General features: G+C 63.9%; 24 protein-coding genes and 1 pseudogene. 14 read left to right on the top strand and 11 right to left on the bottom strand.

Translation table 11 applies throughout. The annotated features are described in order from the left end of the window. Position 1: 1 nt before the first annotated feature. From AC0L17_RS24850 to ggt, 3 genes are all read left to right on the top strand, one after another. Complete coding sequence (locus AC0L17_RS24850) at positions 2-1,288, top strand: FGGY-family carbohydrate kinase (protein WP_473517749.1); 1,287 nt, start codon at positions 2-4, stop codon at positions 1,286-1,288. Continuing rightward, entirely contained in the window at positions 1,285-2,139 is an 855-nt protein-coding gene (locus tag AC0L17_RS24845) for a TIGR01459 family HAD-type hydrolase (protein ID WP_473517748.1), read from the top strand. Before AC0L17_RS24850 ends, AC0L17_RS24845 begins: the two co-directional genes overlap by 4 nt. Before the next feature lie 129 nt (positions 2,140-2,268). Further along, entirely contained in the window at positions 2,269-3,855 is a 1,587-nt protein-coding gene (ggt, locus tag AC0L17_RS24840) for a gamma-glutamyltransferase (protein ID WP_473517747.1), read from the top strand. On the opposite strand, the gene AC0L17_RS24835 is transcribed toward ggt, so the two are convergent. From AC0L17_RS24835 to AC0L17_RS24815, 5 genes are all read right to left on the bottom strand, one after another. Then, on the bottom strand, positions 3,849-4,652 hold the full coding sequence (locus AC0L17_RS24835; RefSeq protein WP_473517746.1) for an ABC transporter ATP-binding protein: 804 nt from the start codon (positions 4,650-4,652) through the stop codon (positions 3,849-3,851). The two genes, ggt and AC0L17_RS24835, sit on opposite strands and share 7 nt — an antisense overlap. Continuing rightward, the gene (locus AC0L17_RS24830; RefSeq protein WP_473517745.1) at positions 4,649-5,668 is read right to left on the bottom strand and encodes an ABC transporter ATP-binding protein; all 1,020 of its coding nucleotides are present in this window, start codon (positions 5,666-5,668) and stop codon (positions 4,649-4,651) included. The genes AC0L17_RS24835 and AC0L17_RS24830 overlap by 4 nt, the downstream gene beginning before the upstream one ends. Then, positions 5,665-6,495 carry an ABC transporter permease gene (locus AC0L17_RS24825; RefSeq protein WP_473517744.1) on the bottom strand — a complete coding sequence of 277 codons (831 nt, stop codon included), beginning with the start codon at positions 6,493-6,495 and terminating at the stop codon, positions 5,665-5,667. Before AC0L17_RS24825 ends, AC0L17_RS24830 begins: the two co-directional genes overlap by 4 nt. Beyond that, the gene (locus AC0L17_RS24820) at positions 6,492-7,478 is read right to left on the bottom strand and encodes an ABC transporter permease (RefSeq protein ID WP_473517743.1); all 987 of its coding nucleotides are present in this window, start codon (positions 7,476-7,478) and stop codon (positions 6,492-6,494) included. Before AC0L17_RS24820 ends, AC0L17_RS24825 begins: the two co-directional genes overlap by 4 nt. Before the next feature lie 282 nt (positions 7,479-7,760). Continuing rightward, entirely contained in the window at positions 7,761-9,371 is a 1,611-nt protein-coding gene (locus AC0L17_RS24815) for an ABC transporter substrate-binding protein (protein ID WP_473517742.1), read from the bottom strand. Positions 9,372-9,648: 277 nt separating this feature from the next. Between AC0L17_RS24815 and AC0L17_RS24810 the strand changes: the two genes are divergently transcribed. After that, the gene (locus tag AC0L17_RS24810) at positions 9,649-10,836 is read left to right on the top strand and encodes a M24 family metallopeptidase (protein ID WP_473517741.1); all 1,188 of its coding nucleotides are present in this window, start codon (positions 9,649-9,651) and stop codon (positions 10,834-10,836) included. Positions 10,837-11,056: 220 nt separating this feature from the next. On the opposite strand, the gene AC0L17_RS24805 is transcribed toward AC0L17_RS24810, so the two are convergent. From AC0L17_RS24805 to AC0L17_RS24795, 3 genes are read right to left on the bottom strand one after another with little or no spacing between them, the layout of a single operon-like run. Beyond that, positions 11,057-11,476 carry a cupin domain-containing protein gene (locus AC0L17_RS24805; protein ID WP_287172956.1) on the bottom strand — a complete coding sequence of 140 codons (420 nt, stop codon included), beginning with the start codon at positions 11,474-11,476 and terminating at the stop codon, positions 11,057-11,059. Between the two features lie 4 nt (positions 11,477-11,480). Further along, positions 11,481-12,407: a phosphoenolpyruvate hydrolase family protein gene (locus AC0L17_RS24800; RefSeq protein WP_473517740.1), complete on the bottom strand. Its 927-nt coding sequence runs from the start codon at positions 12,405-12,407 to the stop codon at positions 11,481-11,483. An 11-nt stretch (positions 12,408-12,418) separates the two neighbouring features. Further along, positions 12,419-13,615 (bottom strand): Tm-1-like ATP-binding domain-containing protein, encoded by a 1,197-nt coding sequence (locus tag AC0L17_RS24795; protein WP_473517739.1) that lies wholly within the window; start codon positions 13,613-13,615, stop codon positions 12,419-12,421. Between the two features lie 115 nt (positions 13,616-13,730). Here AC0L17_RS24795 and AC0L17_RS24790 point away from each other — a divergent pair, with 115 nt between their 5' ends. From AC0L17_RS24790 to AC0L17_RS24760, 7 genes are all read left to right on the top strand, one after another. Further along, entirely contained in the window at positions 13,731-14,414 is a 684-nt protein-coding gene (locus tag AC0L17_RS24790) for a TetR/AcrR family transcriptional regulator (RefSeq protein ID WP_287235470.1), read from the top strand. Positions 14,415-14,773: 359 nt separating this feature from the next. After that, complete coding sequence (locus tag AC0L17_RS24785) at positions 14,774-16,090, top strand: extracellular solute-binding protein (RefSeq protein ID WP_023797333.1); 1,317 nt, start codon at positions 14,774-14,776, stop codon at positions 16,088-16,090. Positions 16,091-16,156: 66 nt separating this feature from the next. Next, entirely contained in the window at positions 16,157-17,062 is a 906-nt protein-coding gene (locus tag AC0L17_RS24780; RefSeq protein ID WP_473510873.1) for a carbohydrate ABC transporter permease, read from the top strand. A 1-nt stretch (position 17,063) separates the two neighbouring features. After that, the gene (locus tag AC0L17_RS24775) at positions 17,064-18,023 is read left to right on the top strand and encodes a carbohydrate ABC transporter permease (protein ID WP_473510872.1); all 960 of its coding nucleotides are present in this window, start codon (positions 17,064-17,066) and stop codon (positions 18,021-18,023) included. Beyond that, a complete protein-coding gene (locus AC0L17_RS24770) occupies positions 18,020-18,229 on the top strand; it encodes a hypothetical protein (protein ID WP_095493280.1) in 210 nt (69 codons plus the stop codon). Before AC0L17_RS24775 ends, AC0L17_RS24770 begins: the two co-directional genes overlap by 4 nt. Further along, the gene (locus AC0L17_RS24765) at positions 18,226-19,335 is read left to right on the top strand and encodes an ABC transporter ATP-binding protein (protein ID WP_473510870.1); all 1,110 of its coding nucleotides are present in this window, start codon (positions 18,226-18,228) and stop codon (positions 19,333-19,335) included. Before AC0L17_RS24770 ends, AC0L17_RS24765 begins: the two co-directional genes overlap by 4 nt. Beyond that, the gene (locus tag AC0L17_RS24760; protein WP_473517738.1) at positions 19,335-20,420 is read left to right on the top strand and encodes an ABC transporter ATP-binding protein; all 1,086 of its coding nucleotides are present in this window, start codon (positions 19,335-19,337) and stop codon (positions 20,418-20,420) included. The genes AC0L17_RS24765 and AC0L17_RS24760 overlap by 1 nt, the downstream gene beginning before the upstream one ends. 70 nt (positions 20,421-20,490) lie before the next feature. Here AC0L17_RS24760 and AC0L17_RS24755 read toward each other — a convergent pair whose 3' ends face one another. Next, positions 20,491-21,462, bottom strand: coding sequence for an AraC family transcriptional regulator (locus AC0L17_RS24755; protein ID WP_473517737.1), 972 nt, complete (start codon positions 21,460-21,462; stop codon positions 20,491-20,493). A gap of 92 nt (positions 21,463-21,554) precedes the next feature. On the opposite strand from AC0L17_RS24755, the gene AC0L17_RS24750 reads away from it, so the two are divergent. After that, positions 21,555-22,766, top strand: coding sequence for an MFS transporter (locus AC0L17_RS24750; RefSeq protein WP_473517736.1), 1,212 nt, complete (start codon positions 21,555-21,557; stop codon positions 22,764-22,766). A gap of 63 nt (positions 22,767-22,829) precedes the next feature. Here AC0L17_RS24750 and AC0L17_RS24745 read toward each other — a convergent pair whose 3' ends face one another. After that, positions 22,830-23,402 carry a TetR/AcrR family transcriptional regulator gene (locus AC0L17_RS24745; protein ID WP_473517735.1) on the bottom strand — a complete coding sequence of 191 codons (573 nt, stop codon included), beginning with the start codon at positions 23,400-23,402 and terminating at the stop codon, positions 22,830-22,832. 116 nt (positions 23,403-23,518) lie between these two features. Here AC0L17_RS24745 and AC0L17_RS24740 point away from each other — a divergent pair, with 116 nt between their 5' ends. Beyond that, positions 23,519-24,427: an SDR family oxidoreductase gene (locus tag AC0L17_RS24740; protein ID WP_473517734.1), complete on the top strand. Its 909-nt coding sequence runs from the start codon at positions 23,519-23,521 to the stop codon at positions 24,425-24,427. 58 nt (positions 24,428-24,485) lie between these two features. Then, positions 24,486-25,780: pseudogene (locus tag AC0L17_RS24735) on the top strand (amidase). An 11-nt stretch (positions 25,781-25,791) separates the two neighbouring features. Here AC0L17_RS24735 and AC0L17_RS24730 read toward each other — a convergent pair. After that, complete coding sequence (locus AC0L17_RS24730; protein ID WP_473517733.1) at positions 25,792-26,178, bottom strand: hypothetical protein; 387 nt, start codon at positions 26,176-26,178, stop codon at positions 25,792-25,794. Positions 26,179-26,207: the final 29 nt, after the last annotated feature.

Raw genomic sequence — 26,207 nt, 5'->3', positions numbered from 1 at the left:
GATGGCGTTGTCAACCGGCCCGCTTTCGATCGGAATCGACATCGGCACATCAGGCGCCCGCGCCGTCGCCATGCGGCCGGACTTTTCGATTGCCGCGCGTTCCGCCGTTCCACTCGACAGATTTGGCCAGAATGCCCGCGACCCGTCCGTATGGTGGTCAGCGGTCGGCGCGGCGCTGACGGAACTGCTTTCCGGGATCGATCGCGCGGCGGTGCGCTCGATCGCCGTCGAAGGCACTTCCGGCACGCTGCTGCCGGTCGACGGCGCCGGGCGGCCGCTGGCCGAGCCGTTGATGTACAACGACAAGGTCGAGGACGACGCCATTCTGGCGATGATCGCGCGCGAGGCGCCGGCCGCGAGCGCAGCCCGTGGGCCGACGTCCGGTCTCACCAAGGCGCTGTTGTTCCAGCGCCTGCCCGGCGTCGCGGCGGTGCTGCATCAGGCCGACTGGATCGCCGGACAGTTCTCCGGCCGCTTCGACATTAGCGACGAGAACAATGCCCTGAAGACCGGCTACGATGTCGAGGCCCGCCGCTGGCCGGACTGGATCGCGGCGACCGGCATGCGCATGGAATTTCTTCCTCGTGTCGTCAAGCCGGGCGGCGTCACGGGAACGCTTACCGCGAGCGCAGCGGACCGGTTCGGCCTGGCGCGCGACGTCGCCGTGGTCGCCGGCACGACGGATGGCTGCGCGTCGTTCCTGGCGACGGGGGCTGCGGCAGTTGGCGACGGCGTCACCGCGCTGGGGTCCTCGCTGACCATCAAGATACTCTCCGACCGGCCGATCTCGGCGCCGCAGTTCGGCATCTACAGCCACCGGCTGGGAGATGCCTATCTGGCGGGTGGTGCGTCGAATTCGGGCGGCAAGGTGCTGGCGGAGCATTTTTCTCTCGCGCGCATCATCGAATTGAGTGCGGCAATGGACCCCATGACCGAGACCGGTCTCGACTATTATCCGCTTCCCGCGGTTGGCGAACGCTTTCCGATCGCCGATCCTGATTTGCCGCCACGCCTGACGCCGCGGCCGGCGGACGACGCCGACTATCTGAAAGCGATGTTCGAGGGCATCGCGGCGATCGAGGCGCTCGGCTATCGCCGGCTTGCCGAACTCGGCGCCCCCCGATTGACGTCGATCAGAAGTGTCGGCGGCGGTGCGGCAAACGCCGCCTGGACCGCGATCCGGCAGCGCAAGCTGGGTGTCGATTTTCTGCCGGCGCTTTCGGACGAGGCGGCCGCCGGCACGGCGCGGCTGGCGCTGATGGGCGCAATCGCAGCGGGGCTGTTGTGAGCACGAAACCAGTCGACCATCTCGACGGCATCGGAGCGCTGGTCGAGCGCTATCAGGTGTTCCTGCTCGATCAGTTCGGCGTGCTGCACGACGGCACGAACCCCTATCCGGGCGCCGTGGAGGCGTTGTCGGCGCTGAAGCGAGCAGGCAGGACGATCGTGCTGGTCTCGAATTCCGGCAGGCGGGCGCGGCCCAATGAGGCCCGCCTGCTGAAGCTCGGCTTCGAACCAGGAAGCTGGGATCAATTTGTCTCTTCCGGCGAGATCGCGTGGCGGTCCTTCCACGAAATGGCGATATCCGGAAAGCTGCGCCAAAACACAAAGTGCCTGCTGATCAGCCGCGAGCGCGACCGCTCGGCGATTGAAGGCCTGCCTTTCGTGTTGACCGGGGGCGGCGACGATGCCGAGCTGGTGCTGATCGCCGCCAGTGAGGGCGACCATTACGATATCGACCACTATCGCCGGCTTTTTGCGCCGGCAGCGATGCGGCAGGTGCCGTGCTTCTGCACCAATCCCGACAAGATCATGCTGACGGCAGTCGGGCCTCGCTTTGGCGCCGGCCAGCTTGCGGATCTCTACGAGAGCCTCGGCGGTAGCGTCACCCGCATCGGAAAGCCCTACACGCCGATCTTCGACGCCGCGCTGGCGCTGGCGGGCAACCCGGACCGCAGCAGCGTGGTCTGTGTCGGCGACAGCGTCGAACACGATGTCGCCGGTGGAATTGGTGCCGGCGTGGCGACCGCGCTGGTCTTGTCCGGAATATTGGCAGACACCCCTGACCTGGCCGAGCTTTTCGACAGTCTGGACGCCTACCCCGATTACACCACGGACAATTTCAGATTCGCTGATTGAGATCGGCAGCTTCCGAGGGGTTGAGCGCTGCCATGGTGATCGTTCCGTCGTTGGTGCTGCTTTCGGTGGCGCAGCCCTTTGGCTGCTGTTGCCAGTTCACATCTGGTTGGTTGGAGGCTATTGAACTGCATGCGTGATTTTCAACTCCCCGGACGGTCGCCGGTTCGTGCGACGGAAGCGATGGCCGCGACATCGCACCCGCTGGCAACGCTGGCGGCGATCGAGATGCTGCGGTCCGGCGGCAACGCGATGGACGCAGCCGTGTGCGCGGCGGCGGTGCAGGCGGTGGTCGAGCCGCAATCGACCGGCATCGGCGGCGACTGTTTCGTCCTCTATTGCCCTAACGGCCAAGACGAGGTTCTGGCCTTCAACGGCTCCGGCCGCGCACCGGCAGCAGCAGAGGCTGAGTGGTACCTGGACAAGGGGCATGTCGAACTGCCTGAGTCCGGTCCGCATGCGGTCACCGTGCCGGGCGCCGTCGACGCCTGGTGCCGGCTGCTCGAGGATCACGGCAGAAAGGGCATCGACGCCGCGCTCGCTCCGGCCATACATTACGCCGAACAGGGTTATGTCGTCCAAGACCGCGTGGCCTTCGACTGGGCCGAAAGTGCTGCCTTGCTGGCCGCCGACGAACATGCCGCGCGGATATTTCTGCCGGATGGAAAGGCGCCGCTGGCCGGCGAGTTGCACCGGCAGCCGCAACTGGCCGAGACCCTGCGCATCGTCTCGCGCCGTGGCCGTGCCGGCTTCTATGAAGGCGAGGTCGCCGACGACATGGTTTCGCGTCTGCGCGTGCTTGGCGGGCTGCATGCGCTCGAGGATTTTTCGGCGACGAAGGGCGACTATGTCAGGCCCGTCGGCACATCCTACCGAGGTTACGACATTCATCAGATGCCGCCGAACAACCAGGGGCTGACGGCACTGATCATGCTGAATGTGCTGTCGGGCTTCTCGCTCGGTTCGCTAGAACCGAACGGCGCCGAGCGCTTTCATCTCGAGATCGAGGCGGGGCGGCTTGCCTATCAGGACCGCGACAATTTCATCGGCGACCAGAACCAGGTCCATGTCCCCGTAGAGCAGTTGTTGTCCAGATCCCATGCCGACCAGCTTCGCGCCGAGATCGATCCGGCGCGCGCAATGACGCATCTGCCACGCCTGGAGCTTCAGCCGAGCGACACCGTCTACATCTCGGTGGTCGACCGCGACCGTAATGCGGTCAGCTTCATCAACTCGACCTTTGGTTCGTTCGGCAGCGGCCTGGTCGGTCCCAGGACCGGGGTCGTCCTGCAGAATCGCGGCAGCAGCTTCCGCCTGGCGGCAGACCACCCAAACCGCATTGCACCGGGAAAACGTCCGATGCACACCATCATGCCGGGCATGGTGACAGCCAAGGGCAGGGCAGTCATGCCGTTTGGCGTGATGGGCGGCGGCTACCAGCCGTTCGGCCATGTCCATTTGCTCACCAACATGATCGATTTCGGCATGGACCCGCAGGAGGCGCTCGATGCGCCACGCGTGTTTTACCGACAAAACACTGTGGAGGCGGAGCGTGGCGTTCCGGCCGAGGCGATCGCCGGCCTGCGCGAGCGCGGCCACGACGTGTCCATCGCAACCGAGCCGCATGGCGGCGGCCAACTGGTGCTGATCGACTGGGACAAGGGTACGCTTACCGGCGCGTCCGATCCACGCAAGGATGGTTGCGCGCTGGGTTACTGACGGTCCGCTGCGCCCTGCGTGCCGGTCCTGTTCAGTCTTGGCGCTGCCGCCACCAGCGCCTTGCCGATCGCCGACTGTGGGGCACCGATGACCGCACGGGCGTTGCCGCTTTCGGCGACGCGGCCGGCATCGAGAATGACGACACGATGGGCGATGGCGCTGATGACGCCGAGATCATGCGAAATGAACAGGTAGGCGATCCGTTGCTCGCGTTGCAGATCGAGCAGCAATTGCAGGATCTGCCGGCGCACCGATACGTCGAGCGCGGACACCGCCTCGTCGAGGACGATCAGCGACGGGTTTGTGGCGATGGCGCGCGCGATCGCGATGCGCTGGCGCTGGCCGCCCGAGATCTCGTGGATGGCACGAGCGGCGAGATCAGCGCTCAGGCCGACGCGCTCCAGCAGAGCGGCGATGCGACGCGGGCGTTCTGATCGGGCAGCGATGCCATGGATGCGCAAAGGATCGTCAAGCACGCGCGCGACGCTGGCGCGCGGATTGAAGGCGGCGAGCGGGTCCTGGAAGACCATTTGCACGCGCGCGCGCCGGGCGCGCAACGCAGTATCGTTCAGGGACAGGAAATCGCCACCTTCAAACTCGATACGGCCGGCGTCCGGTTCGATCAGCCGCAGCAGCAGCCGCGCGACCGTCGACTTGCCGCTGCCGGAAGGGCCGGCCAGCGCCAGCGTCTCGCCGGCCTCGATGTCGAAGGAAACGTCATCGACGGCGGCTATTGTCTTGCCGCCGCGGCGATATCGTTTGGTCAGGCCGGAAACAGCCAGCAATGGACGGCTCACCGCAACGCTCCTGACTGCTGCAGCAGCGGTTCGGCGTCGAGGCCGAGATGGGCGTCGAGCAGCGCTCTGGTGTAGGCGTGGCGCGGGCTGGCGACGATCTGCGCCGTCGCGCCGAGCTCGACCAGCTCGCCGTGCCGGAACACGGCGATGCGCTCGGCCAGATCGGTGGCCAGCGCGATGTCGTGGCTGACGAACAGCAGCGTCATGCCGTCCTCGGCCACCAATTGCCGGATCAGCGCGACGATCTCGGCCTGCACGATGGTGTCGAGCGCGCTGGTCGCCTCATCGGCGATCAGCAGTTTCGGACCGGCCGCGATCGCCGCGGCGATCGCCACGCGCTGTTTTTGGCCACCGGAAAGCTGGTGCGGATAGGCGTGCAAGGCGGCGTCCGGGTCGGGCAGGCGGACGCGTTCGAGCAGGGTTTTTGCCCTGGCATAGGATTGCGACCAAGTAAGGCCGAGATGTGTGTGCGCGACTTCCGCGATCTGCTCGCCAACCGCCATTACCGGATCGAGGCTGGCCGACGGGTCCTGGAAGACGAAGCCGATATCGCGGCCACCGAGGGGGGTGCGGGTGGACTCGCTAGGCTGGCGTTCCGTCGCACCCCCCTCTGTCCTGCCGGACATCTCTCCCGCAAGGGGGGAGATTGCGCTGTCATTTCTGCTTTCGCTAATCGCAGAAGGTGTTGAGGCCGAAGTCGGTGAAAGAGAGCCAACAGCGGAACTGCCGATCTCCCCCCTTGCGGGGGAGATGTCCGGCAGGACAGAGGGGGGTGCCTTGGCACCAAAGGGCGACAATGGCAAAAACCACTCGATCGAGCCTCCAACCTTGGAAGAACCCGGCAGCAGCCCGGCAATGGCCAGCGCCAGAGTGCTCTTGCCCGAGCCGCTCTCGCCAATGATGGCGAAGCGCTCGCCGGCGTCGACATCGAGGCTGACATGGTTCAGCGCCGCCACCTCGCTGCCGTCGCGGCGATAGGTCACCGTCAAATCGCGGATCGAAAGCAGCGCTGTCACGACAGGCTCCTTCTCACCGCCGTCGTCTCGACGACGCCTTCACCGGCGAGATAGATGCCGAGCACGGTCAGCACGAGTGCCACGCCCGGAATGATCGACAGAAAGGGCGCGGTGCGCAGCACGGCGCGACCCTCGGCGATCATGCCGCCCCAGGTCACGCGGTTTGGGTCGCCGAGGCCGAGAAACGAGAGGGCCGCTTCGGTGAGGATCGCTGCGGCGACGATCACCGACGACAGCGCCAGCACCGGCGGCAAAGCGTTGGGCAGCACTTCGCGAAAGGCGATCTCCAGCGGATGCATGCCGGAGACACGGGCGCCGGCGACAAAATCGCGCTCGCGGATCGACAGCACTTCGGCGCGCGCAACGCGCGCCGGCCCCGTCCAGGCGCCGAGCGCGATCGCCGCGACGACGACGCCGAGCGACGGCCCGACGACGCTGACGAAAGCCAGCGCCAGCAGGAAGCTCGGCACGGTCTGGAAGGCGTCGGTAATGCGCATCAGCACCTCGTCGACGAGGCCGCCGGCAAAGCCGGCCAGCGTGCCGACTATTGCGCCGACGGCAAGGGCTGCGGCTGCCGCCGCCAGCCCGACCGCCAGCGAGGTGCAGGCGCCGTGGAAAAGCTCTGCCAGCACGTCGCGGCCGAGCCGGTCGGTGCCGAGCGGCAGCGACCAGTCCTGAAAGGGCGGCAGCAATGCCGGCCCGGCAATGGCTTGCGGGTCGCCGGGAAAGAACAAAGGCGCTGTCAGCGCCACGGCGAACAGCGCCGCCAGGATGATCGCGCCGGCGACCGCTTCCGGCGTGCGAAGAAAGCGGCGAAGCCGGCTCACGCACCGGCCTCGCTGGCGCCGACGCGCGGATCGAGGAAGGCGTAGGCAATGTCGACGAGAAGGTTGATGGCGATAACCAGAACGGCGCTGACCAGGATGATGCCGAGCAGCAGCGGCGTGTCGCGCGCTGCCACCGCTTCCTGCGCCAGCCGGCCGAGCCCGGGAACGGAAAAGACGCTTTCGATGACGACGCTGCCGCCGAGCATCTGCGCCGATTGCAGGCCGAGCATGGTGACCAGCGGCAACAGCGCGTTGCGGGCAACGTGGGCGAGCACGATGCGGCGGCGGGACAACCCTTTGGCACGGGCGGCGAGGACAAAATCCTGCCGCCAGACCTCGGCCATGCCGGCACGCATCATGCGCAGATAGAGTGCCAGATAGATGAAGCCGAGTGCCGACACCGGCAGGACGAGATGGCGGGCGATATCGGCCGCGCGGTCAAGGCCGGTCATGCCCGACGCGATGCTCTCGATGCCGCCGATCGGGAACCAGCGCAGGTCGACGGCAAAGACCATGATCAGCACCAGCCCGAGCCAGAAGCCGGGAACGGCATAGAGCGCCAGCGAGCCGATCGACAGCAAGCGGTCGCGAAAGCCGCCGGGCTTGGCGCCGGCATAGATGCCGAGCGCAGAGCCGAGGCCGAAGGAGAGCGCGGTGGCGCTGCCCATCAACAGCAGCGTGTTGGGCAGGCGTTCGAGGATGACGTCGCGGATTGGCCGCGAGAACGTCACCGACTGGCCGAGGTCGAGATGCAGCAGCGCCCAGAGGTAGTTGGCCAGCCGCGTCAGCGCCGTCTGGTCGAGGCCCCAGCGATGACGCAGCAATTCGATCATGCCGGCGTCACCGCCGGTCGAGGCGATATAGGCGTCGACCGCGTCGCCGGGGGCGGCTTCCAGCAAAAGGAAAGTGCCGATCACGACAATCAGCAGCACGAAGACGCTGCCGACAAGGCGACGGCGAAGGAGGAGAAGCGCGCGGGTCATGGCGGCGCCGGCTGCTTGGCGATGTGCCGATCGTAAGAAATGCCCCGCCCAGGCACCCCCCTCTGTCCTGCCGGACATCTCCCCCGCAAGGGGGGAGATCGGATGTCATCGGCGATTTCGCCAATCTTCAACGCAGCAGGCAAACGAGCCGACGTTGCGGCCAGCCAATCTCCCCCCTTGCGGGGGAGATGTCCGGCAGGACAGAGGGGGGTGTGAAGGAACTCGGCATTTGACCAAGTTTCCACACAGACTTCGCTGCGAATTTTCATCCGCGCGAGTGTGTCACGATTCCAAATAGGTGTCCGCCCAGTTCGACACCGCCCAGCGCGGGTTGTTGGCGACATTCCCCACCGTGTCCCTGACGACGCTGATGAAGCTCCATTCGGCGACATTGATCAGCGGCAGGTCGGCTGCGACCTTTTTCTGAAACTCCCTGTAAAGTTCCGTGCGCGCGGCGGGGTCGAGCGTCTCGGACGCCTTGGCGATGAGGGCGTCGAGTTCGTCGTTCTTGTAGCCGCCCTGGTTGGAGAACGGCACCCCATCCGGGATGCCACTCTGCACCAGGATGGTGGTCGAGATCGCCGGATCGCCGCGGAACACCGGCGGCCCGACCGCAAGGTCGAAGGCATGGTCGGTGTAGACCGCCTTGATATGCGCGGCCGAGTCGCTGTTGACCAGCTGGGCTTCGATGCCGATGGCGGCGAGCGCCTGGCGCAGATAGTCGCCGAACTGCTTGGTCTCGTTGAAATAGGGCGCCGGCAGCAGCTTCAGCGAAAAGCGCTTGCCGTCGTCGCCTTTGCTGTAGCCGGCTTCGTCGAGCAGGGCATTGGCCTTGGCCACGTCGAAGGCATAGGTCGGCACATCGGCCGTATAGAACTGCGGATCGTTTTTCGGCACCGGGCCGGTGGCGGTGGCGGCGTAGCCGAGAAACACCGTCTTGACGACGAAATCCTTGTCGATGGCGTGGGCGATCGCCTGGCGCACCTTCAGGTCGGCCAGTTCCTTGCGGCGATGGTTGATCTCGACGACGAGCTGATAAGTCAGCGCCTCATAGCCCTTGGTGATCACCTTGAGGCCAGGCACTTTTGAGATGCGGTCGAGATCGGCCAGCGGCACCGCGGAAAAGGCGGCGAGCTGGATCTCTTCGGCCTCGAGCGCGCTTGCCGCCGAGGTGCGGTCGGGCAGCACCTGATAGATGATCTCGTCGAGGTAAGGCTGGTCCTTGCCCCAATAGTCCCCATTCTTCTCCAGCCGGTAATACTCGCCTGGCTTGTGTTCGGCGAATTTGAACGGGCCGGTGCCGACAGGCGCATTGTTGGCCGGGTTCTCCTCGATCTTGCCTGTCTCGTAGATGTGCTTCGGCACCACGCTGGTCAGCGCCGGCAAGGCGTTGCGGATCAGCTGGAATGGTGTCGGCCTGGCGAATTTGAACACCGCCGTCAGTTCGTCCGGCGTGTCGACCGTCTCCAGATCCTTGAACACGGTGCGGCCGAGATTCTGCAGCGGCTTCCAGATCTGCAGCGCCGAGAACGCGACGTCGGCGGAGGTAAAGGGTTTGCCGTCATGCCATTTGACGCCCTCGCGCAATTTGAACGTTACCGACAAGCCGTCCGCGGCGCCCTCCCAGCTTGTCGCCAGGCGCGGGTTGAGCCCGTCCTTGCCCTCAAAGGACGCCTCGGCCAGCGGTTCCACGATCTTGCTCGCAATGAAGAAGACGCCGTTGGACGCGACGATCGCCGGATTGAGGTTGCGCGGCTCGGAATCGGCGGCGACGACCAGTCGCCCGCCTTTCTTCGGCGTCTGTGCCCAGCCGATCGTCGGCAGCGCCGTCGAAGCCAGCAGGAGTGCCGAACCGGCAAGCACGCTGCGTCTGGAAATTGTGACCTCTGACATGATCGAACTCCGTCCCTCTCAGCCACTCGGCCGGGTGGCCACTACCCTCGGACGCCGGACGGCATCCTTGCAAGGGTGATTATGAGCCTTGCCGAGGGTTTCGCCAGCGACGGATTTGGCGCATCCTCATGTGGCTTTGAAAATTTCGTCCGCTGGACCAGTTACAGGGAAGCGGTTCAATCCGACCTTATCTGGTAGGACCAGACTTGTCTCGGTAAGACCAGACTGGAGACTGCCGCGATCCGATCGGCCGGTCAGGGAATTCAGGGAGAGAAAGATGAACGTCGTTCCGGGCAAGAATGCCGTCAGCACCATCCCGTTCGATCATGCCAGGATCGACCGGCTGATGGAGGAAGCCGGCATCGATGTGCTGCTCGCCACCTCCAAGCACAACACGCAGTATCTGCTTGGCGGCTACAAGTTCATCTTCTTCGCCGCCATGGATGCAATCGGCCACAGCCGCTATTTGCCTGTTGTCGTCTACGAGAAGGGCGGACCGGACCACGCCGCCTATATCGGCAACCGCATGGAGGGCGCCGAGCACCAGAACAACCCGTTCTGGACGCCGACTTTCCACGCCGCCTGCTGGGGCACGCTCGACGCCGCCAATCTCGCGGTCGAGCACCTGGCGAAAATCGGCAAGGGCGACGCCCGCATCGGCATCGAGCCGGCTTTCCTGCCGTCGGATGCCTACACGCTGATCCGCAAGGCGCTGCCGGATGCAAGGCTTGTCGATGCGACCGATATGCTGGAGCGGATGCGGGCGATCAAGACGGATGCGGAGCTGGAGAAGCTGCGCACCGCCTCTGAACTGATCACCGATTCCATGCTGGCGACCATTGCCTGGGCGCGCGAAGGCACGACCAAGACCGAGATCATCGAGCAGCTGCGGCGCGAGGAGACCAATCGCGGCGCGCATTTCGAATATTGCCTGCTGACGCTGGGCGCCAGCCACAACCGCGCCGGCTCGCCGCAGGCCTGGAAGAAGGGCGAGGTGATGTCGATCGATTCCGGCGGCAATTATCACGGCTATATCGGCGACCTCTGCCGCATGGGGATTCTCGGCGAACCGGATGCCGAACTCGAGGATCTGTTGGCCGAAGTCGAGGCGGTGCAGCAGGCGGCCTTTTCCAAGGTACGCTCCGGCACGCTGGGTGGTGACATGATTTCTCACGCAGAAGGCGTGCTGAAAGCGTCGAAGGTCGCGCCCTATACCGATTTCTTCGCCCACGGCATGGGGCTGATCACCCATGAGGCGCCGTTTCTGATGACCAACCATCCGGTGACCTATGAGGGCACCTATGCCGAAAAACCGCTGGAGAAAAACATGGTGCTCTCGGTCGAGACGACGATGCTGCACCCGACGCGCGGCTTCATCAAGCTCGAGGACACGGTGGCGGTCACCGATAGCGGCTATGTGATGTTTGGTGATAGGGGACGGGGTTGGAACAGGGGCGGAGTTTGACAGCCTTGCAATGAAGGCGCTGCCCCCTCACCCGGATTGCCAACCGAATTGCAAGGGCAATTCGGGACAATCCGACCTCTCCCCCGAAGGGAGAGGAGATCGCCAGCGACGGCGCCTACTCTTCTCCCCTCGGGGAGAAGGTGGCCGCGAAGCGGCCGGATGAGGGGGCAACTACAAATGCGATTAGCCCTGCCGCAAACAAGGGGCGGGTGTGCAGAGCTTACTTCCCGCCCGGCGGCAGCAGCCTGAAATCCGGCAGGTCGCGCAACGCCAGTTCCGGCCCGGCCGGCGAATAGACGACGAAAAGCTGCATCGGCGCATCGCCGGTGTTCAGTGTCGAGTGGAAGCGGCTTTCCGGCACATAGATGGTGCAGCCGGGGCCGACCTTCTCGACGACCGGATTGCCGTCCTCGTCCTCGACCATCTGCTCGCCATTGCCTGATATGACGAAGATGATCTCTTCCGCACCCGGATGATTGTGGCGCGTGTGGCCCTTGCCGGACGGAAGGTCGACGACGCCACCGGAAAAGCGCGTGGCGCCGTTCACTTCGGGAGCCACCGTCAACGACAGCCTGCCCCAGTCGAAGCCGAAGGCGCTGACATCCTTCGGGTAGACAAACACCTTGCTCTTGTCGGTCATCGTCTCATCCCTTCTTCTTCTTCGCGGTCGTCTTGGCACCGCTTTTTTTTGTTTGCGCATCGGATTTTCCCAAAACCGGTTCCGACTTTTGGGTCCGATGCTCCAGCGTGACCGCCTTGAAATCGGCAGTCTGCCTGGCGATCGCCGCCTCCGCCGGCAGCCGCTCCATCGAGCTTGCCCCGTAAAAGCCGTGCAGGCCCTTGCAGCGTTCGAGGATGTAGCGGGCATCGTCCGGCATCGAGATCGGCCCGCCATGGCAAAGCAGGATGACATCCTTGCGCACCGCACGCGCCGCTTCAGCGATGGCGTCGATCTCTGTCACGCAGTCGTCGAGCGATTTGGCCGACGTCGCACCGATCGAGCCGCCGGTGGTCACCCCCATATGAGCGACGACGATGTCGGCGCCGGCCTTGGTCATGGCGCGTGCCTCATCGGGGTTGAACACATAGGGTGTGGTAAGGAGATCGAGATCGTGTGCCGCGGCGATCATGTCGACCTCGAGCCCGAAGCCCATGCCGGTTTCCTCGAAACTCTGCCGCATCTGGCCGTCGAACAGGCCGATGGTCGGAAAGTTCTGCACGCCGGAAAAACCCATCGTCTTCAGCTCGGCCAGCAGCAGCGGCATGATGACGAAGGGATCGGTGCCGTTGACGCCGGCCAGCACCGGCGTCTTCTTCACCACCGGCAGCACCTCGTAGGCCATTTCCTTGACGATCTCGTTGGCGTTGCCATAGGCGAGCAGGCCGGCAGCCGAGCCGCGGCCGGCCATGCGGTAGCGGCCGGAATTGTAGATGATGATCAGGTCGATGCCGCCGGCCTCCTCGGCCTTGGCCGACAGCCCGGTGCCGGCGCCGCCGCCGACGATCGGCACGCCGCCGGCAATCATCTTGCGGAACTTTTCCAGGATCTTCTTGCGCGGTATGGCGGGCATGGCTTCGTCTCTCACTGTCTGGCGATGTCGAGAAAAGCCGCAACCGCAGCCTTGGCGAATTCGGGATCGTTGATGTGCAGCGGCAAGCGGATGACGCGACGTGTGTTATCCGGCATGATCGTGCGCTCGATAGCCTCGAAGAGTGCTGCATCGGCTTCAGGGTCGAAGAAGGCGCCGCCTTCGACGTCGAGCGCCGAAACGCCTTTTTCGGGAATGAGGAACCGGACGGGTCCCTCGCAGAGGCTCAGTCTCTCGCCGATCCATTCGCCGATCCTGCGGCTTTCGTCAGGCGTCGTGCGCATCAGCGTCACGTTCGGGTTGTGCTCGTAGAACAGCCGCCCGCTATAGCGTTCCGGAATCGTCGACGGCGCCCAGAAATTCACCATGTCGAGCGCGCCGACCGAGCCGACGTAGGGCAGCCTGGTGCGGGCGATCGCCCCGAAGCGGTCTTCGGTTGCCGGCAGCACGCCGCCGAACAGGAGGTCGCAGACTTCTGTCGTCGTGATGTCGATGACGCCGGACAACAAGCCGCTGTCAGCCAGCTTCTCCATGGTGCGGCCGCCGGTGCCGGTGGCATGGAAGACCATGCAGTCATAGGTCGAACGAAGCTGCTCGGCGATGGACGTCACGCATGGCGTGGTCACGCCGAACATGGTGAGCCCGATCGATGGTTTGCCGTCGGGGGGCGGCGCCGGTTTCGCAGCCATGCCTGCTATTGCCTGGGCAGCGTTGTGCAGCACGACGCGAGACAGCCGGTTCAGGCCGGCCATGTCGGTCACCGACGGCATCATGACGATGTCGGAGACATCGACATAAGGCGCGGTGTCGCCCGAGGCGAGCGTCGAGACCATGATCTTGGGCAGGCCGAGCGGCAGCGCGCGCATGCCTGACGTGATGATCGAAGTGCCGCCACCGCCGCCGATACCGATCATGCCTGATATATCGGTGCGCGACTGGACAAACCGGGTGAAGGCGATGGCCATTGCCGCCACCGCGGTGCCGCGGTCGTCGACGCCCAGCACGGCGGTGCTGCCGTCGGGATGGTGGCCGGCGACCTCTTCGGCCGGGACATCGACCGGCACGGTCGCGTTGCGCGTTCCGACGTCGACGCGGGCGACAGCAGCTCCGGTGGCGGCGACCGCATCGGCCAGAAAGGCGAGTTCCTCACCCTTGGTGTCGGCGGTGCCCACCACATAGACGCGCTTCATTGCGTTTCCCCGGTTCAAGGCGCACTCGGCGTAGTTGCCGGCCGCTCTTTTGCCCCGGCCGTTCGGCAGCGCGAAAGGCCATTGCAATTTTTTGAGACGTGCGTATCATATTGATATGAATGTCTCACGTCAACCAGTGACAGTGCCCGACGATGCCGGTTCTGCAGCGGCGCGCGGGCCGCGCGCCCGCACAAGGCGGTTGATGCTGGAGACGGCGACAAGGCTGATGCAGGCGGGCGCCACGCCCTCGGTCAGCGAGGTCGCCGAAGCGGCGGAAGTCTCCCGCGCCACCGCCTATCGATACTTTCCAAGCCAGGCGGCGCTGGTGCAGGCGGTGGTCGACGAAGGGCTCGGGCCGATCCTCACCTGGAAGTCGGCCTCGGCCGATCCCGAGCGCCGCGTCGTCGAGCTGTTCGACACGGCCATGCCACGCATCGAAGCCTTCGAGGCGACGTTCAAGGCGGCGCTGAAGCTGTCGCTCGACCAGTGGGCGCGGCGGCAGGCCGGCACGCTGGACGGCGAGCCAGCCTTCACGCGCGGCCATCGCATCGATTTGCTCAAGGACGCGATCGCACCGCTCAAGCACCGGCTGCCGCCACGCGAATTCAACCGCTTGGCACAGGCCCTGTCGCTGATCTTCGGCGTCGAAGTGCTGATCGTGCTGAAGGATATATGGGGACTGGACAGCCGCAAGATGATGTCGGTAGCGCAATGGGCAGCCGGCGCGCTGGTGCGGGCTGCAGTGATGGAATCGATGGCTGGAGGAAACAGACCTGCGCCGGCGACAGCTGCGGAATAGTATCGATCTGGTTCGACCAGATGGGGATGCCTACTACTGACAATAGTCGGCGTTTCGTAGCGCGAACAAGGGTCTTGCGTATCAACGAGTAGGAAAATTTAAGAAAAACAGACAGATGTTGGTGGAATCTGCTTGTCTGAGGCCCTGCCATCGTCCAAGAAAGAGCTTGACGTGCGTCCGAAATTGGTAATACCAGATCAGGACAATATAGCGGGTCGAAAGTGAGGGCTGCGATCCATTTCCGGTTGGGCGAGGAGGCTCGAAAACCGGAACGGCGCCATCACGGAAGGAACTACCAGGGCCGGCGTCGCCGCCGGCTCGGATGATACGGTAGAATGCGCACAAGGGAGGAAATCATCATGCGCAAGACAATGACCAGCATGCTTGCTGGTATCGGCTTAGTGCTCGCCTGCGGAACGTCTGTCTACGCGCAGGATAAGGAACTCACCATCTTCTGGGCTGAGTGGGATCCGGCGAACTATTTGCAGGAACTCGTCAACCTTTACGAGGCCGAGAGCGGCGTGAAGGTCACGGTCGAAACGACGCCGTGGCCGGATTTCCAGACCAAGGCGTTCACCGAGTTCAACGCCAAGGGCAGCGCCTACGACATGGTCGTCGGCGATTCGCAGTGGATTGGCGCGGCCTCCGAGGCTGGCCACTATGTCGACCTCACCGACTTCTTCAACAAGCACAATCTGAAGGAAGTGATGGCGCCGGCAACGGTGAAATACTACGCCGAATATCCGTCCAACTCCGGCAAATACTGGTCGATACCGGCCGAGGGCGACGCGGTCGGCTGGTCCTATCGCAAGGACTGGTTCGAAGACCCGAAGGAGATGGAAGCCTTCAAAGCCAAGTACGGCTACGATCTCGGCGTGCCGAAGGACTGGAAGCAGCTGCGCGACATCGCCGAATTCTTCCACCGTCCCGACGAGAAGCGCTACGGCGTCGCCATCTACACCGATAACTCGTACGATGCTCTGGTGATGGGCGTCGAGAACGCCATTTTCTCCTTCGGCGGCGAACTTGGCGACTATTCCACTTACAAGGTCGACGGGATCATCAACTCCGAGCAGAACGTCAAGGCGCTCGAGGCCTACAAGGAGCTCTATTCCTTCACCCCTCCTGGTTGGGCCAAGAGCTTCTTCATCGAGGACAACCAGGCGATCACCGAGAACCTGGCGGCGATGAGCATGAACTACTTCGCTTTCTTCCCGGCGCTCATCAACGAAGCCTCCAACCCGAATGCCAAGGTCACCGGCTTCTTCGCCAACCCTCCAGGACCGAACGGCGACCAGTTCGCCGCGCTCGGCGGCCAGGGCATCTCCGTCATCTCCTATTCGCAGAATCAGGAAGAGGCGATGAAGTTCCTGGAATGGTTCATCAAGGACGAGACGCAGAAGAAATGGGCGGAACTCGGCGGTTACACGGCAAGCGCCAAGGTGCTCGAGTCGCCTGAATTCCAGAACGCCACGCCTTACAACAAGGCCTTCTACGAAACCATGTTCAAGGTGAAGGACTTCTGGGCGACGCCGGAATATGCCGAGCTGCTCATCCAGATGAACCAACGCGTCTATCCGTACATCACCGGCAATCAGGGCACGGCCAAGGAAGTGCTCGATGCGCTCGCCGCGGACTGGAACGCGACGTTCAAGAAATACAACCGCGTGAAGTAAACGGCACTAACGCTCGGAGGGGGCGGGAGCCCGCCCCTTCCGTTTTCTTTTCCGGAGGAACGGCCCTTGGCCACTGCAGTCATGACCACGCTGGATCCCAAGTCGCGCTCCGCCGCCCGCGGTATGAGCGACCTTACGATCCGCAATCTCTTCATCATTCCGACGATCGTTTTCCTGATCGTCTTCAACATCTTTCCATTGCTCTATTCGCTCGGCTATTCGTTCACCGACTTTCGCGCATCGGGCGCGGCACCGGCAACTTTCGTCGGACTGCAGAATTACCGCGAGCTGCTCAACGACCCGTTCATCTGGTCGAATTTCGCCATCACCGCCAAATATGTCATCGTCTCCGTGGTCGGCCAGGTCGTCGTCGGCTTCGGCGTGGCGTTGCTGCTCAACCGGGATATCCCGTTGAAGGGCCTGCTGACGACACTGCTGCTGTTGCCGATGATGCTGTCGATGGCTGTTGTCGGCCTGTTCTGGAAACTGCTCTACGATCCGTCCTTCGGCATCATCAACTATACGCTCGGCCTCGGCTCCTTCGAGTGGCTGTCCAACCCCGACATGGCGCTCTACGCGGTTGCCATCACCGACATCTGGATGTGGTCGCCCTTCGTCATGCTGCTGTCGCTCGCCGGCCTGTCGGCGGTGCCGAAGCACCTCTACGAGGCGGCCGCGATCGACCGCGCCGGCTCGTTCTATACGTTCTTTCGCATTACGCTGCCCCTGGTCGCGCCGATCCTGATGATCGCGATCATCTTTCGCACCATGGAGGCGTTCAAGACATTCGATCTTGCCTACATCCTGACCAGCCAGCCAACCACCGAGGTGATCTCGATCCGGCTCTACAAGATGGCGTTCCAGGAATGGCAGACTGGGCGCTCCTGCGCGCTCGCCTACATCGTGCTGATCATGATCCTGGCGATCACCAACATCTACGTCAAATACCTGAACAAGGTGAAGGAGCGCTAGCATGGCCGCTGTCACCACCTCTGCCGAGCGTTCGCTCAACAAGCTCGCCATCGTCGGTGTGCTGATCGTCACGATTATATTCCTGGCGCCGATCTACTGGATAGCCTCGACGGCGTTCAAGCCGCGCAACCTTGCCACCACCATTCCACCGACGGTGGTCTTCCAGCCTGAGATATCGCCCTTCGTAAAGCTGTTCACCAAGCGGTCGCAGTTGCGCACTGCGCCGACGCCGGAACAATACGCCGCCGCCCCGTGGTGGGAGCGACTGGTGTTTGACGGCGGCGAGAAGGTGGTGCGCTCGGGCAAGGGCGAGGTGCAGTGGTCCGGTTATCCGAGCCGCTTCATGAATTCGCTGATCGTGGCCATCACCTCGACGATCCTTGCCGTCGGCATGGGCACCTTCACCGCTTACGGTTTCTCGCGCTTCAAGATAAAGGGGGAACAGGACCTGCTCTTCTTCATCCTGTCGACGCGCATGCTGCCGCCGGTGGTGGTGGCGATCCCGATGTTCCTGATGTACCGGGCGGTCGGCCTCAACGACACGCATTGGGGCCTGATCATCCTCTACACCGCCTTCAACCTCAGCTTCTCTGTATGGCTGATGAAGGGGTTCATGGACGAAATTCCGAAGGAGTACGAGGAGGCGGCGCTCGTCGACGGCTATACGCGCATGGAGGCCTTCTTCAAGATCGTGCTGCCGGAGGCGGCCACCGGCATCGCCGCCACCGCCGTGTTCTGCTTCATCACCGCGTGGAACGAATATGCCTTCGCGCTGATCATGACCAACCGGCGGGCCCAGACGGCGCCGCCGTTCATTCCAAGCCAGGTCGGTTCCGGCCTGTCGGACTGGACGGTGATTGCCGCCGGAACCTTCCTGTTCCTGCTGCCGGTCGCGATCTTCACCTTCCTGTTGCGCAACCACCTCTTGCGCGGCATGTCCTTCGGAGCGATTCGCAAATGATCCGCCATGCTACAATCCAGCGCACGGCCGAGATCGTGATGGTGTGCGGCATCATCGCGCTCTGCCAGCCGTGGAACCTCTTCCTGCACCGCTATGGGCTGACGATCATCATCGTCGGGCTGCTGACGTTCATGATCACCGGCTGGGTCGGTCCAAGGCAGAAGCCGCAGGCGACCGGCGCGCCGGAAAAAGAAGGTCACGCATGACCCAGATCGAGCTTCGTGGCGTCCAGAAATTCTTCGGCGCCGTCCAGGTCATCAAGGACCTCAACCTCAAGATCGACGACAACGAGTTCATCGTGCTGCTCGGCCAGTCGGGCTGCGGCAAGACGACGACGCTTCGCGCCATCGCCGGGCTTGAGACGATCGACGGCGGCGATGTCCTCATCGACGGCAAGCCGGTCCAGCATCTCAAAGCTGCCGACCGCGACATCGCCATGGTTTTCCAGTCGTTCTCGCTCTATCCGCATATGAGCGTCTACGAGAACATCGCTTTTCCGTTACGCGCCATGCGCAAGAGCAAGTCGGAGATCGACGGCGAGGTGCGCTCGGTCGCCAAAGTGCTGCAGATCAACGATCTGCTCGGCAAGAAGCCGTCGGCGCTGTCGGGTGGCGACATGCAGCGCGTGGCAATCGGCCGGGCGCTGGTGCGGCGGCCGAAGGCGATGCTGATGGACGAGCCGATCGGCGCGCTCGACGCCAAGCTGCGCGAGGAGATGCGCGCGGAGATCAAGCGGCTGCACATCAAGCAGGGCTCAACCACCATCTACGTCACCCACGACCAGATCGAGGCGATGAGCCTTGCAGACCGCATCGTCATCATGCATGAGGGCGTTCTGCAACAGGTGGGCAGCCCATCGGAAGTGTATACGCGCCCGGCCAATTTGTTCGTCGCGCAATTCGTTGGCTCGCCGGTGATGAACATCGCCAACGCAGCGGTGACGATGAACGGTTCCGGCGCCAGGGTCACCGTCGACGGTGCCGCGGAAGGGTTCGTTTTCCCGGCCGAACTGGTCGGCCAGCTCGACGCCGCGAACGTCGGGCAGGACCGCCTCTCACTCGGCATTCGCCCCGAAGGTGTGATAGTCTCGCGCGAGCCGGCGGACGGTTATCTGCCGGTCGAGGCGCACATCATCGAACCGCTTGGCTCCTACGACATCGTCGACCTCAAGGTCGGGACACAGATGCTGCGCGCCCGAACCCGTTCCGGTTTCGTCGGCAAGGCGGGGGTCCAGGTCTTCGCCAAGCTGGACCCGGCGCAGGCGCATTTCTTCGACACGGCAAGCGGCAATTCGCTGGGGGTGAGACTCTGATGGCCCATATCCAGCTCAAGAACATCTCAAAGACATTCGGCAATCACACCGCATTGACCGGGCTCAATCTCGACATTGCCGACGGCGAGTTCTTCGTGCTGCTCGGCGAGACCGGCGCCGGCAAGACGACGACGCTGCGCATGATCGCCGGCCTGGAAAAACCGGACGAAGGGCAGATATTCATCGATTGCGCTGATGTCGCTGACTGGGGTGCGGCCGAGCGCGACGTGGCGCTGGTGCTGCAGCAATACTCGCTCTATCCGCGCTACACGGTGCGCGAAAATCTCGAATTCCCGCTGAAGCCGAAAATCCGCCGCATCGAGCCCGACGAGATCAAGAGGCGTGTCGACCGCGTTGCCAAGACCTTGCGTATCGAGCATCTGCTCGACCGCAAGACGGATCGCCTCTCTGGCGGCGAGATGCAGCGCGTCTCGATTGGTCGCGCCATCGTCAGGAAGCCGCGCGTGTTCCTGATGGATGAGCCGCTGTCGGCGCTCGACGCCAAGTTGCGCGAGGCGCTGCGCACCGAGCTGAAGAACATCCAGATGAACCTTGGCCAGACCTTCCTGTTCGTCACGCACGATCAAATCGAGGCGATGTCGATGGGCGACAAGGTTGGCGTGCTCAACCATGGCCGCATCGTCCAGACCGGCACGCCCTATGAGATCTACAACAATCCGCGCGACACCTATGTGGCGAGCTTCGTCGGCTCGCCGCCGATGAACCTCATCGACGGCAAGCTCGTCAATGGCCGCGCGGTGATGGCACCGCTGAATTTCGAACTGCCTTTTGCGGGGGGGGCCAGGACGAGCGGCGAGACCGACGGTCGCCCGCTCGTCTTCGGTATTCGTCCCGAGGATCTCTATCTCGAGAGCGGGGCGCCGGTGGAAGCGCGCGTCCACGATGTCGAGAACCATGGCGTCGAAAAGATCCTGACGCTGCGGGTCGGCGACGCCATGCTGCGGGCCACCGTGCCGGCCAGAACCGATGTCGACATCGAGCAGCCGGTGCGCTTTGCCTGGGATCCGGACAAGGTGGTGCTGTTCGACAAGGGGACCGGGATAAGCCTTCGTCACGCAGGCTAAGCCGTGTCGCGCAAAAATGCGCGTCTGTTGGGCGGGAGGATGCCAGGCGGCTTGAAGCCTGTGGCCAGGTTTAGCCGGCTTGGCGGGTCTCGGCCTGTTCCTCGGCACGGAAATGGCTGGGAGCCGATCCGATGACGCGCTTGAACGCCCGGCTGAACGACGCGTCGGATTCATAGCCCAGGCGTGCGGCGACGACGGAAATCTTCAGCCGGTCGCGGACTAGCCATTGCCGTGCCTGGTGCATTCTCACCTGGGTGACATATTTGGCCGGCGTTTCGCCGACGATCGTCGCGAAGCGTTCGGCGAAGCCTGATCGCGAGGCGCCCATCATCTTGGCCAGCGTTTCCACCGTCCAGTCGCGGTCCGGTTCGAGGTGGATCGCGGCCAGCACGCGGCCGATCTCGCGATCCCTCACCGCCGCAATCCATCCGGACGAGTCGCCGCAGCCGCGCTCGACCCATGAGCGGATGACGGTGGCGGCCAGCACATCGGCCAGCCGTGCCAGAATGCCGCCGGAGCCGACACGCTCCATCGTCACCTCGCGTGCCATAGCCTCCAATAAATGCGGGATGGCCGGTTCATAGGCTTCCAACTCGTGCGCGCGCATCACGTCCGGCATCATGCCAAGCAATGGGTGCAAACCGTCGAGATTGAAATACATGCTGCCGAAAAACAGCAGCGTCCCCGGCCGACAGCCTTCGTTGGACAGGCAATAAACGCCCTTGCAGACCTCTCCGACCTCATAACCCTGGATCGGCGAAGCCTCAGTGCCCGGCTCGCTCGCCAGGACGTGTGCGGTGCCGCGCGGCAGCAGCACCGCGTCGCCCGCCTTGAGCTCGACCCATTCGCCGGACGGCTGCAGCAACCAGCATCCTGTGCGGCCGATGAAGTGAAACCGCGCCGCCGTCTGGGCCGGAAACTGGAGGCCCCAGGGCTCCTGCATTTCACAGCGGCCATATTCGACGCCGTCGAGCCGTAACCCGCGCAATATGTCTGTCAGCGGATCGCCGGTGACCGGAACTTTGGACGAATGGACAAGCATGATGGTGTTTCTAGCATGGAAACTCCAGGCGGTCACTCCCTATGTTGCACTGCAGCCAAATGTTGCGCTGCAACTAGATCGGAGATCCCATCATGACCGAACCCGCGACAGGCGTCATGTCAGCCGTTCTCGATCCGGCGGAAACCGATGAACGAGCCGAGCCGGCGTGGGGAGCGGTCATATCCCTCGCGCTCGGTGTGTTTGGGCTGGTGACTGCGGAATTCCTGCCTGCCAGCCTGTTGACGCCGCTGGCGCAGGATCTCGGTGTGACCGAAGGCACCGCCGGCCAAGCGGTGACGGCAACCGCCGTTGTCGGCGCGATAGCCGCCCCGACCATGGCCGTCATCACCAAACGGCTGGACCGCAGGCTCGTGATGTGGGGACTGAGCGTGCTGCTGATCCTGTCGAACCTGTTGGCGGCGTTTGCGTCCTCGCTTCCCGTTCTTCTGATCGCCCGCATCATGCTCGGGATCAGCCTCGGCGGCTTCTGGTCGATGTCGGCGGCCATGGCGATGCGGCTTGTCCCGATGCGGCTGATGCCGCGCGCCATGTCGATCATCCTCACCGGCGTTTCGGTGGCGACCGTCTGTGCGGCCCCGGTCGGTGCCTATGTCGGTGACATCTGGGGATGGCGAACGGCCTTCATGATCGCAGCTGTTGTCGGCGCCCTGGCGCTGCTGGTGCAGATCGCCACCCTTCCGAAGCTGCCGCCGGCGGGCGTGGCAAGCTTTCGGACCTTGCTGGAGGTAATAAATCGGCCGATGATTAGGGTTGCGCTCCTGGTGGTCCTGCTGGTCGCCTCGGGACATTTTGCCGGCTTCACCTATGTCCGCCCGTTTCTCGAGAAGGTGCCCGCGCTGGACATCGAGACGATCTCGCTTGTGCTGCTCGCCTACGGCATCGGTGGCTTCTTCGGCAACTTTGCCGGCGGCTTCATGGCTGAACGAAGCCTCAAGACCGCGGTGGGCCTGGCGCCACTGCTGATTGCGGTCGCGGCACTTCTGCTGCTGACCATCGGCGCTTCGCCCGCGGTGGCGGCGATAGCGGTGGCCGCCTGGGGTTTTGCCTTTGGCGCGGTACCGGTCGGGCTGCAAACCTGGCTTGTGCGAGCCGCTCCCGACCAGGCAGAAAGCGCTGGCGGGCTGATGGTCGCCACATTCCAGGTGGCCATCGCACTGGGCGCCGTTTTCGGCGGCCTGCTGGTCGACAATGCCGGCGTTGCCAGCGCTTTCGCCTATTGCGGGATCGCGACGTTGCTGGCGGCCTTGGCGGCGTTCCTGCTCGGCCCGAGGAGCGCAACCTAAGCCGTCCGTAGGTGCGTCCCACGTAGGACGCCTCTTGCCTCCAAGAAATGGCCCGAAAACCAGTTATGGTTTTCGGGCCGTGGCGATTGCGGTGACAAAACGGCCCAGACTGTCTTCGACGTAGGATGCAACTTCGGCCTTCGGGTCGAAGCTCCACCAAAGCAGCGAGCCTTGCCAGTGCGATGCCATCAGCAGGCCGATGTCCAACGGCGTGTCGACGACAGAGGCAAAGCAAGAGTCGAGGATGTTGCACAGGGATGCCTTCCACGACGCCCCCCGCGCGCGAAGCACCGGATCGCGCAGATCTTCGCGCAGGACGAGCAGGCCCTCGGCATAGGATTCGATGCCGCCATAGTCGCGTGACAGCGCCACCAGCAATTCGATCGCGCCAAAAGGGGTCCTCGGCGTCGCGTCTGCGAGCTTTGTCGTCTTCGCGTCCAGCCTGTCCCATGCCTGCAGCAAGGTTCTTTGCCTGAGCGTGGCCTTGTTCTTGAAACGCTGCACCAGGGTCGAGCCGGAGAGCCCGCAAGTTTTGGACAGCCGTTCAAATGTGAGTGCCTCCGGGCCATGCCTGTGGATCAGCCGGTGTGCCGCTTCCAGCACGTCCTCGTCGGATTGCGTTTTTTGCCGAGGCATCTTGACATCCATTTATAACCGAATGATCATTTATATATCTTAACATTGAAGAAGGCCAGCATTGGTCAGAGCATTGGTTGGTCAGAGCATTGGTTGGTCAGAGTCTGGGGAGTTCAATGACGCTTGAGGGAAAAGTCGCTTTGGTCGCTGGCGCCACGCGCGGTGCGGGGAGAGGCATTGCTGTCGAACTGGGTGCCGCGGGCGCGACGGTCTACGTCACCGGGCGGACGACACGCGCGCATCAGTCCGAATACGCCCGCCCGGAAACCATCGAGGAAACGGCGGAGCTTGTTTCAGCGCAAGGCGGCCATGGCATCGCTGTGCAAGTCGACCATCTGGTTGCCGAAGACGTGCGCAAGCTGGTCGACCGGATACGTGCCGAGCAGGGCCGCCTCGATGTGCTGGTCAACGACATTTGGGGCGGCGAGAAACTGTTCGAATGGAACAAGCCGGTCTGGGAACATGATCTCACGAATGGTTTGCGCATGTTGCGGCTGGGCATCGACACGCATCTGATCACCGCACACTACGCGCTGCCGCTTCTGATCGAGCGCCCGGGCGGCCTGCTGGTCGAAGTCACCGACGGCACCGCGGAGTATAATGCCGAGCATTATCGGCTCTCGCCGTTCTATGACCTCGCCAAAGTGTCGGTGACCCGTATGGCCTGGGCCCATGCCAAGGACCTCGCCCCGCACGGCGCCACCTCGATTTCGCTGACACCCGGCTGGCTGCGTTCGGAAATGATGTTGGAAGCTTTCGGGGTGACCGAGGACAACTGGCGTGATGCGACAGCAAAAGTGCCGCATTTCGTCATTTCCGAGACCCCGCGCTTTATCGGGCGCGCAGTGGCGGCGCTTGCGGCGGACCCGGACCGTTCGCGCTGGAACGGACGGTCGCTGTCGAGTGGCGGGCTGGCGCAGGTCTACGGCTTTACGGATCTCGACGGCTCGCGGCCTGACGCGTGGCGCTACGTTCCCGAGGTTCAGGACGCCGGCAAACCAGCGGATGTGACTGGCTATCGCTAGAGCCATCGACGTCAGTGTGCTGGGCTGTTCGGGCGACAATAAAAAAGTAGACTGTGCCATGCAATCAGCCCGCCACCGCCTCGAAGCCGTCCTTTCGCGTCTCGCCGTCCGCGCCGACAATGAAAGCGTATTCGTAAAACTCTATCCGGAAGCCGCACGCGCAGCAGCCGACGCCGCCGATACCAGGCGCAGAGCCGGCGTGACGCTCGGGCCGCTCGACGGAACAATTCTGTCGATCAAGGACCTGTTCGACGTCGCCGGGAGCCGACCACGGCCGGTTCGTTGTTGCTCAGCACCGCAGCGCCGGCGCTGCGGGATGCCGTCATCGTGCGGCGGCTGCGGCAAGCGGGCGCGGTGATCTTCGGCAAGACCAACATGACCGAATTCGCCTTCACCGCGATCGGCGTCAACCCGCATTACGGCACGCCCGGCAATGCGACCGACACCGGCCGGATCGCGGGCGGCTCTTCCTCCGGCGCCGGTGTTTCCGTTGCCGAAGGCACGAGCGAGATATCGATCGGCTCCGACACCGGCGGCTCGGTGCGTATTCCGGCGGCGCTGAACGGTGTCGTCGGCTTCAAACCGACGGCGCGGCGCGTGTCTCGCGTTGGCGTCTTCCCGCTGTCCGACACGCTCGACTCCATCGGCCCGCTTGCGCGCACCGTCGCCGAATGTGCGGCAGCCGACGCGGTGATGGCGGGCGAAGAGTTCGCGGCTCTTGTTCCGCTTCCGCTTGCCGGACTGCGCATCGGCATTCCGCGCGGCGTGCTCTTCGAGGATACCGAAGAAGAGGTCGCGGCGGCGTTCGAGCGATGTGCTCGCAAGCTGGAACTCGCCGGTGCACGCCTCGCCGATCTGTCCATTGATGACGTCCTCGCCGATTTGCGCGCGGTAACCAGGCGGGCCTCGATTGCGGCTATGGAGGGCGCCGCGGTCCATGCAGATTGGCTGGCGACAGGTGCGGCGACGCCGGTCGATCCGCGGGTGAGCGAGCCGTTGTCGCGCGCCGCCGCCGTGCCGGCCCCGGCCTATATAAGGGCGATCCGCCGCCGCACGGCGCTTGTCGCCGCCATGGACGAGCGGCTGGCGTCTGTCGATGTGCTGGCCCTGCCGACCACGCCGGTCACCGCGCCGACCATCGTGTCGATGACCGGCGACGAAGCTCTGTGTGAGCGTACGGAAGGTCTTCTGCTGCGCAACACGCAGATCGCCAACCAGTTCGACCTCTGCGCGACCTCGCTGCCGATGCCGGGAATGGCGCGCCCGGCCGGGCTGATGCTGGTGGCGCGCCACGGCGACGACCACCGTCTGCTGCGCATCGCGGCGGAAGTTGAGGCACTGCTTGGCCGTTGAAGATGTGAACGTTAATGCGACGAACAGTGGCCCCGTTCGCTGTCCCTGGACGCGCGTTCGATACCGGTCGCGACCAGCCATGGCAGAGTGTATTGCTTGCCGTTGAGGGTCTGGGTTCGGTTCTCGATGGAGCCAACAACGACGACCTTGCCGGCGTAGAGCTTGTCCGAAAGATCGGGTGCCTTGTCCTGCGGCGGCAGTTCCTCGATGTCGATCGACACGCCCTTGATGATCTTGCCCGTGGCAAGGTCGAGCGCGCTATTCGACGGACAGGGCGCCATCACGCACCGCAGGCCGTTGTCGCAATAGACGTAATTGCTCTCGGCCGCAGCGACCGAGGGCAGGACGCAGATCGAACCGATCGCAACAAGCAGCGGCGTGCGGCGAAAAACGAGCATGGGGAGCAGCGTCGTGCAGAAACTGGGCG

Source organism: Mesorhizobium sp. WSM4829 (genome assembly GCF_055811475.1).
This window is presented reverse-complemented; position numbering and strand designations above follow the sequence as displayed.